Consider the following 14,292-nt stretch of genomic DNA (forward strand, 5'->3'; position numbering starts at 1 on the left):
AGCAGTCGACCGGTTGGCGTGGCTGCTACCGAGCTCAGCTCATCCGACTTGAGGCTGTTCGTGTCGACGACCATCCGCTTAAAGCGCTATCGCCTATCTTACCGAAGCCTTGTGAAACAAGCTTAGGGAATGAAGAGGACAGCATGGGCCCTTGTTGACCACCACGTGACGAGCGGCTCGGGGTTGAATCCGCCTGATTACTACGCTGTCCTTGCGACCATCATTCCCGACTTTCCTTTTCCTAGTGTCAATCGGCGTTGGACTGGGACCCCCGATCGGCGTCCAAAGGGGACCCCTTTGATCGGCGAGTCTTGATGGTAGCGCTCGCGGCGTCGGAGCTGGCCGGGGTTGCGGAGACGGCGCGAGCGCGGGTTGTTTGATCGTCGTCGCGGCTTTTAAAGCGCCAGCTGTCGTTACCGGTCTCGACGATGTCGCAGTGATGAGTCAGCCGGTCGAGCAGCGCGGTCGTCATCTTGGCATCGCCGAACACGCTCGGCCACTCGCCGAATGCCAGATTGGTGGTGACGAGGACGGAGGCGCGCTCATAAAGCCGGCTGACGAGGTGGAAGAGAAGCTGACCGCCGGACTGGGCAAAGGGCAAATATCCGAGCTCGTCCAGGACAATGAAGTCCATGCGGGTTAGGTGCTCGGCAAGCCGGCCCTGTCGCCCGTTGCGGGTCTCGGTCTCGAGGCGGTTGACGAGGTCGACCACGTTATAGAAGCGGCCACGGGCGCCGGATCGGATGCAGCTTCGCGCGATAGCGATGGCCAGATGGGTCTTGCCGGTGCCCGTTCCACCGACCAGGACGACGTTGCGTTGCTGGGCGATGAAGCCGCCGCCGGCGAGATCATTGACAAGCGTCTGGTTGATCGGCGTGGCGTCGAACTGGAAGTCTGCGATGTCCTTTGCAAGCGGCAACTTGGCGATGGTGAGCTGGTATTTGATCGAGCGGGCCTGCTTCTCGTTGATCTCGGCGGAGAGCAGATCGCCGACGATGCGCTGGGGTTCGTGCTGGCGTTTGACGGCGGTCGCCATGATCTCGTCGAAGGCGGCCTTCATGCCGTAGAGCTTAAGCTCGCCCATGAGATCGAAGATTTGGGTTCGTTCCATCAGTTTGTCCTCCGGAGGTTGTCGTAGCGGGCACAATCGGCGATCGGCGCATGGCGAAGCGTCAAGGCGGCCGGCGTCATGATGTTGGCCGGTGGGGCAGGTTCACGTTGACGAGCCAGGATGTTGAGCACGACATCGGCGGAATGAACGCCATGAGCGACCGCCTCGGCGCAGGCGGCTTCCACCGCGGGCAATCCGTCTGTCAGCACCGCATTGAGGATATCGACCATCTGTCGATTGCCATCGTCGGCACCGGCGAGTTTGCGCCGTACACGCTCAATCGCTGCGGGCAGCACCCAGTCCTTGAAGGGAGCGCCATTACGCAAGGCACCGGGCTTGCGCACAAGCACGGGCACATAGTGCCAAGGGTCGTAGACCGTCTCGCCGCGACCGAATGATCGCGGATGTTCGGCAACGACCCGGCCGTCCTGGCGGATCACGATGCGGTCCGCATAAGCCTGGACCTCAATGGGCCGCCCGACCGCGCTTGCCGCAACCGAGTACTTGTTGTTGTCGAAGCGCACCAGGCAGGTCTTGGAGACCGAGGCCGGGACGGCATGGAAGCCATCGAACCGACCTGCATAAGGCACGAGATTGGGTCGCTCGGCCTCGAAGATCTCCCAGACAGTCCGGTCGGCGAACTCTGGATGCCGATGCGCCTTGGCGTAGGCGATACATTTATCGAGCAACCAGGCGTTCAGCTCGTCCAATGTCTTGAAGCGCAGTCGCGGGGTGAAAAAGCGTTCGCGGACCAACCCGACCTGGTTCTCGACCTGTCCCTTCTCCCAGCCCGACGCTGGCGTGCAGGCAACCGGATCGACCAGATAATGGCTACACATCTGCAGGAAGCGCTGATTGTAGAGGCGGCCTTTGCCGACAAAGATCGTCTCCACCGCCGTCTTCATGTTGTCGTAGATGCCGCGCCGGCAAGTCCCCTTGAACAGTGCGAACGCCCGGTCGTGGGCGTCAAACACCATCTCCTGCGTCTCGCGCGGATAGGCCCGAACAAACAGCATCCGACTGTGGCAAAGCCGGACATGCGCCGCCTTCACGACCACCGTGGTTCCGCTCAACAGGACGACTTCGTGGCTCCAATCAAACTGGTAGGCTTCGCCGGGCGCAAAGCTCAACGGCACATAAGCTGAGGTCGTCGAGGCGCCACGCTCTCGGCTCCACCGCCGCGCATAGCGACGAACCGCGTCGTAGCCGCCGGCATATCCGAGGCCGCGAAGCTCTTCGAACAAGCGAATCAGCGTCAGCCGTTCGCGCGTCGTCTTGCTCTCGTTCGCCGCCAGCAACCGGTCAAGCTCGGCACTCCACGGGCCCATCTTCGGAAGCGGCTGCGTCTCTCGCTCGTACCGGAACTCCGTCGCCTCCGAGCGGATGACCTTGCGGACCACCTTGCGCGATACGCCAAGCTCCCGGCAGATCGCCTTGATCGGCTGACCATGAACAAAATAAGCGCGACGGATCTTCGCAATCGTCTCCACCACCAGCATCCCAACCTCGGCTTCCATGACTTGATGGAAGCCACTGTGGACCCTTGTCCCGGGGTCCCGATTGGATGCCGATTACCCCGAATACGGGGTCCTTATTCCATGCCGAAACACAGCCACGTCTCGCGTTCGAGGGCGAGTTCGCGAGCTTTTCGATTGAGCGCGTCGATCGCAGCGTCGAAACCTGTCGGACTCGATGCCATCTCGAGCGGTGTCTTGCCGTCCAGCGCTGGGTGTTCGGTTCAGCCATGTTGCCGCGAGATCGCCGATGTCACGCATCGCGCGGGCTCTGAACTGCGCCAATCGAGCCTCGGTCTCTAACTGTTCCCTTTCGTGCCTGGCGCGTTCGCGTTGTTCGGCTTCGTCGGCCTTCTTCTTGAGCATCCTACCGAGTGCGCCCGCGCATGGCAGGCCGAAGAGTTGCAGGTTGCTTCGCGGGGAAAATCGGGTGTTGGTCCGGATGTGCGAGATGTCCCGACACAAAGCCGTCCAAGCGGCCTCTTCGCCTTGAATGGCATCAGCGACTGATCCTTGGCGGCCGGGCAATGGGCTTGCAATCCACACATCTAGCATTCGCGCCAGCTTTCTCATCGTCTTGCATGTTGCTATCCCGAATAAGTACTGAACCTGCCGTGCTTCACACCGCGAACGTACCCGCGCGACACGCGCTCTTCCATCTCGCGCTCTAAGAACTCGTTCGCAATCAACAGCGCCTTCACAGCCTCGCGCACGTCACCGCCGCAAGCTGCAATTGCCTGATCGGCGGCAGCTTCCAGCGCCTGCGGGTCGGATTGCAGGATCAAGGCGGCTGCTTCAGGCATGGGGAAAACCGAACTATGTCACTAGCCAATGTTCTCATTTTGTTCCAAGCAAGTCAAGCGTGTAGCGATATAGAGATTAGCGGCATGACGGCGGACGACGCCACCGATGAGCGAGCTTTCCGCGAGAAGCAGCAGCGGGTCTATGCGTTGGTCGGTCACTGCATTTTGAGATTCCAACACGTCGAGGACTATCTTGAGGATGTCTTCGCCAGCGTCCTTGGCGGAAGTAGACCGCGAGCAGACGCCATCTTCGCATCGGTCCGAGGCATTGATCGAAAGACTGAAATCATCAGAGCTGCGGCAACGGATTTGTCCGGTGAACCTTGGGATCAACTCGCCCCATTGTTAAGGCGAGTCAAGGAAGCGTCGGACGTGCGCGGCCAGATCGCTCATGCCAACCCCGTCCAAAACGGCGGATTGACCCGCATCAAGATCAAAACCGGAAACGGACGGGTCACGGAGGTCGTCAGCGTAGAGCAGGTAAGCAGCAGCCACTGGGAACTGCATAAGAAGGCAAAGCAGACAACTATCTTCACCGAGGAAGAGTTGCTGAGCGAGTACAATCGTACGGACAGTCTCTACGGAGACATGATCAAGTTTGTAGCATCCGTGAAAAGTCTGTCGGTATGAGGCGCTCCGCTTTTCCTGCAGTTTCACTTTAGCTGAAGGCCTTTTTGATGGACATGCTCTCAACCCTGTTCGCGTTGGTCGGCTATGTAGTTGTGGGAGTCGGCGCGGTTGGCGCGTTCGTCTGGTGGCTGTTCCGCACGTTCAGCGAAAAATGGCTGAACGCAAAATTCGAGGAGCGCCTAGCTGCCTACAAGCACGAACAGCAAAAGGAGCTTGAGCATTTAAAATTCGAGATCAACGCCCAGATGGATCGCGCCACAAAGCTACACCAAAAAGAGTTTGAGGCGCTTCCTGAAGCCTGGGCTCGCCTGATGGATGCTCACGGAATGACAGTCAGCTTGGTCTCCCGCTATCAGTCGCATCCCGACTTAAACAGGATGCGGCCTGACCAGCTCGAAGACTTCATCGTGCACAGCAAGTTGGCTGAGTGGCAGCGCCAGCTTGTAAGGGATGCAGACGACAAGACGAATGCGTATCGAAACCAGATTGAGCCCTTCAAAATTGCGCGTACAAGAAAGGCGAGCCGCAAGTTCTATCTGTATTTTCGTAAGAACGGCATCTTTATTCGAGAGCCGATCAAGCAGAAGTTTGAGGCGCTGGATCAATTGATGCTTTCTGCGATGTCCGAGCATGAGATGAATTTTCAGCACAAGACCCGCGAGTTCAAATCCATTGATCGCCTCGCGTCGGACGGCGAGAAGATGGTGAAGGCGTTAGAGGGCGAGGTGCAGAAAAGGTTGTGGGACTCGACACGCCAAGAAACCGATAGTTCAAGCGCGGTCAGTGACAATGTCATATCTAACGTCTAGGCGGATGGAGAAGATTGAGCAGCGGCTCAGCGACATTGGGGCGAGATATAACCGCTTACTCTTAGCGGTCTCCCATCGGAACTATTTGAAATGAACAAGTGGCCGAGTATGCTCGGCACAGATATGCTAGCTCTCTGCAAAGCTACGCTGACGCGCCGATCTAGGGCGCGTACTCATAAATGCGGAGCAGTAGCAGCGTTTGGCCGATTTCCGCTTCGATCCAAGAGCAATGTTCGTCGCCGCGGAGCGAACACGATGGGCCGGACTCTGACATGTGACGGCCCGATGAGCTGCGGACAAGGTCGGTAAGATTGTGAACGCTCATGGCAGCGGTTCGACCTTCGCCGCCATATCGGGAGCGCGCGTGACGCTGTAGGTTGCGTTGCTGCACTTGAGGACCCACACGGCGCGATCTGGGCGGGAGCGTTTGGTATCTCTCGATGCACCAAGCGGCTTGTCACAAGTGAAACCTCATATGCGAATTTGCGCCGACAACATCGAGTGCGGAGTGTCGCCCTGGATTGCCGTCCCCTGTTGCGCCCGCACCGATGAGCTGACAAGAACACTTGCCACGGCGAGGAGTGCTAACCCAAGCGGTTTGTGCATGACTATCGTCAATTTCGAGGTTCGATGAAAATTCCTCGCCGAACCTCACGCTCGTCTGACAGCCACGTACTCAGCAGCCAGCAGAGTAGTGAAAAGTAGATGCAAGATAACAGCGGGCCATAGCAGCACGCCCACCAGGTTTCCCACGATACCCAGATAAGCAAGATAGATGGCTGCAAGAAGATTGTAGGCGAGCATTGCCCGCACGACCGGCCGAGCCGGGGGGAACGGCCAGGACGTAAGCGCAAATCCAAGCAGGGCAATCCCAGCGAGCCGGCCGAGCGCTTGACCGGAATCCGAAATGTCTGCCGAAAAGACCAGCCGCCCGAACAGCACCGGGCTGAGCAACAGGATCAATCCCGTGCCTGCGATCTCAACCGCAACAAGCCGCGCGCCCCACTTCATCATTTCCCTCCAGCGCGGCGAACAGCCGGTCAAGCATACTGCCCGACACCAAACTCACCCCGTCCGCTTTACCGGCGGAATCTTGTAGCTGCCGTCGAGCAACGGCTTGCTCGGCTGGTACGCGCGGATGGTCAAGTTGAACGGCAGGCTCGGCGGGCAAGGTAGCCAGTTCGTCTCGTTGTCCGCACCGGGCGTTGTGGCCTGGATATAAATATCCAGCGAGCCATCCGCATTGTACTTGAGAGGCATTCCCGAAAGGATCCCATAGCGGTTCAGCGAATTCCGTACATAGAAATTCTCGCGATAGGGCGACACCGACCAGACGCCGCTGGCCGAGGGCGGAAACTCGTCCTTGCCGAAATGCAGAACATATTTGGCGGCGCCGTCCAGAACGTTGCCATCGCCATCCACGAAGGCGCTGGGATAGACCGCATCGTCCGAGGTCAGCGCACCAAGCCCGAGCCACGCGATAAGAGCCCGGGTGTTGTAATCGGTGCCATATCTGCCGAGATTGAGCATGTTCAGCCAACCGTTCACGGCAGGCGTATCGTAGAGCGCAGCCTGAAATTTCAGCCATACTTCCGCAGGAGCCGCGTTCAGTCCCCTGATGATGGCTGGATCAAGCTTGCTGGTATCGAACTCCTTGCCCGGCTCGATGCCAAATTTCCTGAGCTTGTCGAGCATCCCGGTGTCGGCCGGATACGGCGGGTTGTCCTTCAAGAGGCGCGCCAGGCGTTTGAAGAACATCTCTCCCGTCATCAACCGTACCTGATCATACGGGGTCGCCGTGAGGTCGACGGCGGGATCGACGGGAACGTTGCTGGGCGGTGTATACGGCTTGCCCCATGCGCTCAACGGTGTGATCTGGAGCTGATCCTGCAATGCGTGGATTTCCGGAAAATCCTGCGGGCCGGCGGCCGACATCTGCACGAGCAGCCACGCGAAGCGCGTGGGGCATCGATAGACGTCCTTGACGTCCGCTGGCGCGGTCCCGTTCCATTTCGGTCCGGCGATGAGGAATTTGCCGGCACCCGAACCGGTGGTTCGGCTGCCGATCGAGGCAAAATCGTCCGTCCACATATTCATCAGCTGCAACACGATGTAGCGCCCCTTCGTGTCGGGGTGCGAAGCGATCATGGGCTCCTTGTCGAGATCCAGGATGGCGAACGACCACACCGTGCTCACGCTGATCCGCACGACATCCTTGAAATCCGGGCTGACGTAGCCCCTCATCCGGCCGAACTGGTTGAACGGCGCCTTGTATTCTTCGGACTTTGAGGTTGCCGTAACCACGCCATTGGTCACGTCCATCAGGACGAGCGGGAAGCCGTAGACGTAGCATTCCATGCCGAGCAGGTACGCAATTTCTTCCTTTGCGTCGCCCTTCAGGTCCTTCAGCTCTCCCAACTCTCCCTTCAGGAATTGGCCCAGCCTTTCGGCTCGACTCTCCGCCGCGCTTGGTCGCAGCAGCGCCGCGGCCGCGCCCAGCGCCAGAGCGCCCAGGCCCAGATCGCGGCGCCGCAGGCTGATCGACTTCATCCAATGACCGTCGCCCATGGCTGTCTCCTTCTTCGCGCGACGCGAGCGTCGTCGGTTGCTACCTTGCGTTCTTGGCCCGCACCGGGGAGGAGCCGGGCTTCGTCTGTTCGATGGGATCCGGCTCCGGCGCCGGCGTCGCTGCGAGTTCTGCCTTGGCTTGCGCCGGGTCCTTCACCTCAGGCTCAAGCTTGAACGTCAGCCTGTTGATCGTGCCAGTGAACTTGAACGGAGGATCGTAGCGATACTCGATCATCGCGACGCCGGTGCGGGTGTCCTGGCCGACGTCGAAGGTTTCGTCCTCAGGGAACGTGACCGGGGTGCCGTGTTCTAGGGATTTCCGGTCCACTTCCTTGCCGTCCACGGAGAGAACGCCCGTTCCTCCCTTGCCGAGGCCCGGACCATCCGACTTGAAGTCGAAGACGATGGTGTGCTTGCCGGCGCTGAGCTCCGGCCCCGACCAGATCGTGCGCTTGAGATTGAGCAGATTGTAGAGAAACACGGGCTTGCCGGAACGAATGCCCGCGACGCCTTTGCTCAGGAACAGACCGTAGCCGCCGAAGCGCCCGCCCTCGGTGACGATCATGCCTTCCGCACCGCCCTGGGGAATCTCGACCTCGGCGGTGATGGTGTAAGACTTGTTCAGGATGCTCGGCGCTGCGCTGGCCGGCACGCCGGTCAGCTCGCCCGAATAGGTGAACTCCGTTCGTCCCGCCGTCAGGCTCGGGCGCGGCGAATTCCAGCGCGGGAGCGTCGTGTTGTCGAGTGGCAGCACGTTGTACTTCTTCGCTTCGGAATCGAAGAGGGCCTGCATCTCCTTGACCTTGTCGGGCATCTGGGCTGCAAGTTCGTTGAACTGGGTGGGGTCATCCTTGACGTTGTAGAGCTCCCACTTGTAGCCGTTGACGACATCCGGAGGCGGTGCGCTGCTCAGCTCCCACGGCAGCGTCAAGGGCGTGGTGGATGCCATCCACCCGTCGTGATAGATGCCGCGATTGCCGAGCATCTCGAAGTATTGCGTCGTGTGCTGCGTTGGGGCTTCGGCATTCGCCTTGTCCCAGGTGTATGCCATGCTGACCCCCTCGATGGGGCTCTGCTTGATGCCGTTGACCGTCTCTGGTTGCGAAATGCCGGTCGCTTCGAGGATGGTCGGGACGACGTCGATGACGTGATGGAATTGGCGGCGGATGCCGCCGACGTCGTTGATGTGGCTGGGCCAGGATATGGCCATGCCCTGGGCGGTGCCGCCGAAGTGCGACGGCACTTGCTTCACCCATTTGAACGGGGTGCTCATCGCCCATGCCCAGGGCGCGGCGAAGTGCGGGAAGGTCTTGTCCGAACCCCAGAACGGGTACCAGAGATACTGGGCCTTCACCGGCACCGGAACGCCGTTGAAGGTGGTGAATTCGTTCGGCGTGCCGTTCAGCATGCCTTCCGCGCTCGCGCCGTTGTCGCCGCTGATATAAATGATAAATGATCAGGGTGTTGTCGAGCTGGCCGAGGTCCTCGACGGCCTGGATGACCCGGCCGATTTCGTGGTCCGCGTAAGCGAGATAGGCGCCGTAGACGTCGGCCTGCTTGATGAAGAGCTTCTTCTCCACCACGCCGAGCGAATCCCACTGCGGCAGCTCTTTCGGCCACGGCGTCAGCTTGGCGTAGTCGGGCATGACGCCCAGACGCTTCTGGTTGGCGAAAATCGTCTCGCGCAGCTTGTTCCACCCGTCATCGAACAGGTGCATATCGCTGATCTTCTTGATCCACTCCGGCGTCGGATGATGGGGCGCATGGGTGGCGCCGGGCACGTAGTAGACAAAGAACGGCTTGTCGGGCGCAAGCTGCTTGAGCTGCTTCATGTACTGGATGGCGTCGTCGGCCATCGCCGTTTCCAGATTCCAATCGGGATTGCCTTGGAACGGATAGATGGCGGTCGTGTTGCGGAACAGATTCGGTTGCCACTGACTGGCATCGCCTCCGACGAAGCCATAGAAATATTCGAAGCCCATACCATTCGGCCATTGATTGAACGGTCCGGCTTGGCTCGATTGGAACGAAGGCGTGTTGTGGTCCTTGCCGAACCACGAGGTTGCGTACCCGTTTTCCTTGAGGATCGTACCGATCGTGGCCTTCTCTATCGGGATGATTGAGTCGTAACCTGGGAATCCCGTTGATATTTCGCCGACCACCCCGTTACCAACCGAGTGATGGTTGCGTCCCGTGATGATCGCCGCCCGCGTTGGCGAGCAGAGCGCGGTTGAGTGGAAATTCGTATAGCGCAGCCCCCGCGCGGCGATACGGTCGAGAGCCGGTGTAGGAACCACCCCGCCAAATGTGCCGGGGGCACCGAAGCCGGCATCGTCAGTCATGATGAGCAGCACATTGGGTGCGCCCTTCGGCGGCACAACGCGCGGAGCCCACCACGCTGTCGACTCCGAGGCCTTCTCCTTGATCACCCCGCCGAAATTCGGCTCAGGTGGCGGAAGCTGTTGTCCGGTAATCGTGGTGGTCGCAGCTGGGGAGCCGGGGACGCCGGTAACCTGCTGAGCCGATGCCGAGGCGCAACCAAGAGCAAGAAGACCAGCGACCGAAATGATGCTGCGACTAATTTTCATGGCAGAATACTCCCGTTGAGAGCTGTGCCGTCAGAAGAGGGTCGTGCAATAAGAGAGGATCGTGCAATTCGAGCGAGACTGCTCGCATTGACGGGGCCATGCTTTGATGCAGGTCAAGTGTCTTGGTTGGACAAGGTTGGAGCCCACGGCTGAGATGCAGCTGTTGGACGTCCGCTCGTCAAAGTGCAACTTGGTGGGTAGGGCAGTTTGGGCGCAGAGCGGACCACCTCGGCAGCCGCGGTCAAATTCCGCCGAGGTGCTTGGATCGCGACATGGTGGATCAGTCGTGCGTCCTGGCAGTGATTCAGAACTACGGGGAAAATCGTGATCCGAAGGTTGCAGACAAAGTGACGCAATTCATGGCACGATATGTTGCAGCATCTGGCGGGCCTTGCAGGTCAGCAAGGTTTGCGTCGAACTCGGAGCCGGCATTGATGAGGTTTCGGACCGTTCTGAAGGCCGCACTCGGCGTCGTCCTGATTTGTCCGGCGGCGAGCTCGTTGGCCGCTGATACCGACGACGATAGCGATGGCGATAAAAAGCCGACCGTGCCGACGATGTACCTCGATCTCAGAACCTATTACGCGCAGATCCCGGCGGGATCCTTGGCGTTTGGCTTTGGTCATCCCTCCTTCTTCACCGCGTTGCCAACGCTTACCGGATCGAACAGCGCGGCATTATCGACCGGATTGCCGGCGGCAAAATCACTCAACGTCGATCTTCCATTTACGATCGATGTCACCGATCGCGTCTCGCTCTACGCCGGTGTGTCCGGCAGTTCGACGCAATTTGCGGGCAGCGGATGGTCTTCATTTGACATCACAAGCTGGAATATCGGTTTCCAGGCCGACATCTAAAAGCAGAATGGCGGGACCTTCCCGACCGTGACGCTGCAATCCACGATCACCCAGTCGATTCCAAACAGCCCTCTGACCGCGACGTCGTTCAGCAACATTCTCGAGTTCGATTATGCCCTGGACAAGGACGAGACTCGCGGTTTTCTCATGGGCGTCCAGCACACGCGCGTTGATGTAGACAACGCATCGGTGAGAATTAACCCGAATACGATCGGTTATGTCGGCGGCTACTATCAATGGCCGAATAACTGGAAGTTTACGGGGCGCATCGGAGTACAGTCGTTCGGAGGCGCCCAGCTGCTAAACCTCGCGCCGATCCAGTCGTTCACCCAGCCCATCGTGCGGCTCGATCTGGACCGCATGGACGACAATGACAACCGACTGTTTGGTTTGACCGCCGAGATCATGTGGCTGCCGAAACCAGCCTACCAGCTCACGCTTAGGACGCCGCTATACGCGGTACGAAACTAATCGAGCTGCAGATCTATCGAAGCCGTCTACCGCTTGAGCTGCTTGATGAGATCTTCAATCTCGCGATTGCTGGGCATCAAGCGCGAGAGTCGCTCAGCATAACCCAAGGCGGACGCGGAATCTCCTTTTTCGCGGCTCAGGGCGAGTGCCGCAGAAAGGGTGTCATGATCGTTGGGATGTGCTTGCAAGCTGGTTCTTAAAACGGCAAGGGCATCGTCGCGACGGCCAGAGGAATTCAGCCCCACGGCATAGACGTAAGCATAGCGCGGTTGACTGGGGTCCAGCTCTGCTGCTTGACGCAATTCATCGAGCGCCTCACTGGCGCGCCTTTCCCGCACGAGCACGAGGCCGAGTGCATGGTGAAGCGAGGCGCTCTGCCCAGAGTTGGACAGGGTCTCGCGAAGCACGCGCTCGCCATCACTGTCGCGCCCAAGTTGCCGATAGAGATCGGAAAGATTGATGGCGGCAGGCGAGAACGATGGGTCAAGCCTGAGGGCTGCCCGATATTCGGCCTGGGCCTCAGCGGCGCTGGCCTGTCGTGCTAGAAAGTTACCGAGCGCAGTCCGGGCGTCCGGACGATCTGCATTCAATTTCTGCGCCGCCACGAATTCGGCGGCGGCTTGCGTGAACTTGCTGCGATCGGCCGTCGGTTGGCGCGATGGCGGAACGGATGCAAGAAGCTCGGCGGCGCGGATGCGCGCGCCGCGCACCGGGTCCGTCAATTGGGGAGATGCAAGCGTCCAGAGCTGGTCGGCCGGAATTCCCTCCAGCGCATCGAGTGCGCCCAGCCTCACGAGCGGATCGGGATCGGAGAGCGCGCGACGGGTCAGGTCGGCATCGGGCGCGGGCATTTCGGCGAGCGCGCTGGCGCGGACAATTCCGGGTGCGTCGCTTGAGCCGACGACGACTGCAAGGAGAGCTTGCGCATCGGGTGCATCGGTCCATGCCGCATGAAATGCCCCTGCATAAGTCTGAAAACCGTGCCGCTCCGGACCGAACCAGGTCTCGATCTGCTGTGCCGCCCATGCGGCGGGCTTGTCGCGGTGGCAGTCGTTGCAGGCATTCGGTGTGCCAAGCTGCACCGAGAGATCGGGGCGGGGGATGCGGAAGCCGTGATCGTGGCGGCGATCGACGACCATGTAGCGACGTTCCGGCATATGGCAGGAAGCGCAACCTGGCGGCGGCGACACATTGGCGTGCTGCCGGTGCGCGGCAGAGTCATACTTGGACGGCGCATGACATTGCGCACAGACGCCATCGCCGGGCGCCTTGAGCGCTGCGCTGTGCGGATCGTGGCAGTCGCTGCAGGTGACGCCCTTGGCGAACATCTTGCTTTGCTTGAAGGGGGCGTAGTTGTAGGTCTCCTCGTCGTCGCGCATCTGGCCGTCGGCACGGAAGTGTTGCCGGTCGAGCAGCGACACCCGATGGGTTTCCGACAGGGGCTTGCCCGGCACCCAGTCTTCGGAGAGCTGTCCGCGACGCGCATGGCAGCGCCCGCAGGTCTCGACTTCCTTGCGCAGGGTTGCTGCAGGTGCGCTGCGCTTCGGAGTTAAAGTCCCAGCTTCGGCCGACCAGGTGATGCCCGCGCGTTCGTCGAATCGGACAAGCAGCCCCTTATCCGGGCCGCGGGCGGCAGGCTTCTGGTGCGCCCATGCAATATGTCGCGAGCCTGCGCCATGACAAGCCTCACAGCCGACGCTGATCTCGGAGAAGCTGGTGGCGAAACGGTCCTTGGCGGCGTCGTAGTTCTTGTGCACGTCCGTCGAGTGGCACTCGGCGCACATGAAATTCCAGTTCTGGTTCAGCCTGGTCCAGTGCAGGGGATCGCTGCTGGTGACCGCGGCATCCGGATAAAGGTGAAACCAGCGCTGCCCACCCTGATCCTTGGGCCGCGTGTCCCAGGCGACGGACAGAGCTTGGATGCGACCATCCGGAAATTCGATCAGATATTGCTGCAAAGGCTCGACGCCGAAGGTGTATTTGACTTCGAACGTCGCAAGCTTGCCGTCCGGACCGTCTGTCTCGACGAAAAATTTCCGGTCCTTTCGGAAGAAGCGCGAGCGCGTTCCGGCATATTCGAACGCGGCATCGTTGAAGTCGCCGTGGACAGACGCATCGGTCGCGTGATCCATGGCGTGGCGATGTTGCGAGCTTTGCCATAGCCCTGTCTCCGCCTGATGGCAGCCGCTGCACGCTTGGCTGCCAACAAAGCTCAGCTCTGCTACGCTGGCCGGCTGAGACGAGGTATCCGACGTCTTGAACCAGGACAGCCCGCTTGCAAGCAGAAGAAACAGCGCACCCGACCCGATTGCCAACAGCGCAGCAGTCCGCCAGCGCAATGTTGGCGCGGAGCGTTGAACAGGGGGCGAACGGGCTTGTTCAGGCCGCGCCGTCGCGGGGGCCTTCTGACGCCTGTGGCTCTTGCGAGAACCCTTCGTCACGTCCGATCACCCCTCGCATGCCCTGGAAGACTTACACGCGCAGATCGTTGTCGTGAAGGGCAATTCGGGTCTCGCGGGCGAGGTCGACGAGCGAAGCGCAGAACGTCAGCAGCGCGGCCATGAACAGCAGGGCCACGCCATATTCGTGGGCGACATTGAACAGCGCACTGATGAAGGCAACGATGATGATGAGCGCGGTGAGGATCGCAGAGAGGATGGAGCAGAACAGCGACCTGTTCAGGAGCGAAGCCCGGTGTCGCAGCCGGGGAATATCCGCCTTGAGGTAGTTCTTTGAGGTATCATCATCAGTGATGCCGTGAAGGAATTGAGCCCGGTCGACGACCCGGTTGATGCGGGAAATAAGGACTGAGATGAAGGACGCGACGGCCCCCAGCAGAAAAGCCGGCGCCGCGACGTTGCCGATGATCCGGGCCAGTTGGTCGATCGAAGGCGTTACCGGCACCAGCTGGATCACGTTGTCCATCTTTGCTCGATTCTCC

8 protein-coding genes and 3 pseudogenes are annotated in these 14,292 nt (G+C 60.2%); 3 read left to right on the plus strand and 8 right to left on the minus strand.

The annotated features are described in order from the left end of the window. Window positions 1–247: 247 nt before the first annotated feature. The 3 genes and pseudogenes from istB to J4G43_RS05265 all read right to left on the minus strand — a co-directional run bounded on the left by istB (window position 248) and on the right by J4G43_RS05265 (window position 3,428). A complete protein-coding gene (gene istB, locus J4G43_RS05255; RefSeq protein ID WP_208083951.1) occupies window positions 248–1,111 on the minus strand; it encodes an IS21-like element helper ATPase IstB in 864 nt (287 codons plus the stop codon). Next, window positions 1,071–2,610 (minus strand): annotated as a pseudogene (istA, locus tag J4G43_RS05260) (IS21 family transposase). Before istA ends, istB begins: the two are co-directional and overlap by 41 nt. Before the next feature lie 602 nt (window positions 2,611–3,212). Next, on the minus strand, window positions 3,213–3,428 hold the full coding sequence (locus J4G43_RS05265; protein ID WP_208084209.1) for a hypothetical protein: 216 nt from the start codon (window positions 3,426–3,428) through the stop codon (window positions 3,213–3,215). Window positions 3,429–3,512: 84 nt separating this feature from the next. Between J4G43_RS05265 and J4G43_RS05270 the strand changes: the two genes are divergently transcribed. Together J4G43_RS05270 and J4G43_RS05275 are read left to right on the plus strand one after the other, a co-directional pair. Then, complete coding sequence (locus tag J4G43_RS05270) at window positions 3,513–4,058, plus strand: hypothetical protein (RefSeq protein WP_208084210.1); 546 nt, start codon at window positions 3,513–3,515, stop codon at window positions 4,056–4,058. A 47-nt stretch (window positions 4,059–4,105) separates the two neighbouring features. Next, entirely contained in the window at window positions 4,106–4,867 is a 762-nt protein-coding gene (locus tag J4G43_RS05275; RefSeq protein ID WP_028153440.1) for a hypothetical protein, read from the plus strand. A 651-nt stretch (window positions 4,868–5,518) separates the two neighbouring features. On the opposite strand, the gene J4G43_RS05280 is transcribed toward J4G43_RS05275, so the two are convergent. The 3 genes and pseudogenes from J4G43_RS05280 to J4G43_RS05290 all read right to left on the minus strand — a co-directional run bounded on the left by J4G43_RS05280 (window position 5,519) and on the right by J4G43_RS05290 (window position 10,023). Then, the gene (locus J4G43_RS05280; protein ID WP_228411343.1) at window positions 5,519–5,881 is read right to left on the minus strand and encodes a hypothetical protein; all 363 of its coding nucleotides are present in this window, start codon (window positions 5,879–5,881) and stop codon (window positions 5,519–5,521) included. 51 nt (window positions 5,882–5,932) lie between these two features. Beyond that, complete coding sequence (locus J4G43_RS05285; protein ID WP_028153442.1) at window positions 5,933–7,435, minus strand: DUF1254 domain-containing protein; 1,503 nt, start codon at window positions 7,433–7,435, stop codon at window positions 5,933–5,935. A 40-nt stretch (window positions 7,436–7,475) separates the two neighbouring features. Then, window positions 7,476–10,023, minus strand: a pseudogene (locus J4G43_RS05290) (arylsulfatase). Between the two features lie 434 nt (window positions 10,024–10,457). On the opposite strand from J4G43_RS05290, the pseudogene J4G43_RS55850 reads away from it, so the two are divergent. Next, a pseudogene (locus J4G43_RS55850) lies at window positions 10,458–11,351 on the plus strand (hypothetical protein). Window positions 11,352–11,377: 26 nt separating this feature from the next. On the opposite strand, the gene J4G43_RS05305 reads toward J4G43_RS55850, so the two are convergent. Both J4G43_RS05305 and J4G43_RS05310 read right to left on the minus strand, forming a co-directional pair. Continuing rightward, complete coding sequence (locus J4G43_RS05305) at window positions 11,378–13,792, minus strand: cytochrome c3 family protein (protein ID WP_028153443.1); 2,415 nt, start codon at window positions 13,790–13,792, stop codon at window positions 11,378–11,380. A gap of 31 nt (window positions 13,793–13,823) precedes the next feature. Beyond that, the gene (locus J4G43_RS05310; protein ID WP_063629892.1) at window positions 13,824–14,276 is read right to left on the minus strand and encodes a DUF2721 domain-containing protein; all 453 of its coding nucleotides are present in this window, start codon (window positions 14,274–14,276) and stop codon (window positions 13,824–13,826) included. Window positions 14,277–14,292: the final 16 nt, after the last annotated feature.

Source organism: Bradyrhizobium barranii subsp. barranii (assembly GCF_017565645.3).
Taxonomy (GTDB): Bacteria; Pseudomonadota; Alphaproteobacteria; order Rhizobiales; family Xanthobacteraceae; genus Bradyrhizobium; species Bradyrhizobium barranii.

Coding starts and splice junctions, on each gene's coding strand:
- istB (WP_208083951.1), bottom strand. CDS start 1,111: ATGGAACGAACCCAAATCTTCGATCTCATGGGCGAGCTTAAGCTCTAC.
- J4G43_RS05265 (WP_208084209.1), bottom strand. CDS start 3,428: ATGCCTGAAGCAGCCGCCTTGATCCTGCAATCCGACCCGCAGGCGCTG.
- J4G43_RS05270 (WP_208084210.1), top strand. CDS start 3,513: ATGACGGCGGACGACGCCACCGATGAGCGAGCTTTCCGCGAGAAGCAG.
- J4G43_RS05275 (WP_028153440.1), top strand. CDS start 4,106: ATGGACATGCTCTCAACCCTGTTCGCGTTGGTCGGCTATGTAGTTGTG.
- J4G43_RS05280 (WP_228411343.1), bottom strand. CDS start 5,881: ATGATGAAGTGGGGCGCGCGGCTTGTTGCGGTTGAGATCGCAGGCACG.
- J4G43_RS05285 (WP_028153442.1), bottom strand. CDS start 7,435: ATGGGCGACGGTCATTGGATGAAGTCGATCAGCCTGCGGCGCCGCGAT.
- J4G43_RS05310 (WP_063629892.1), bottom strand. CDS start 14,276: ATGGACAACGTGATCCAGCTGGTGCCGGTAACGCCTTCGATCGACCAA.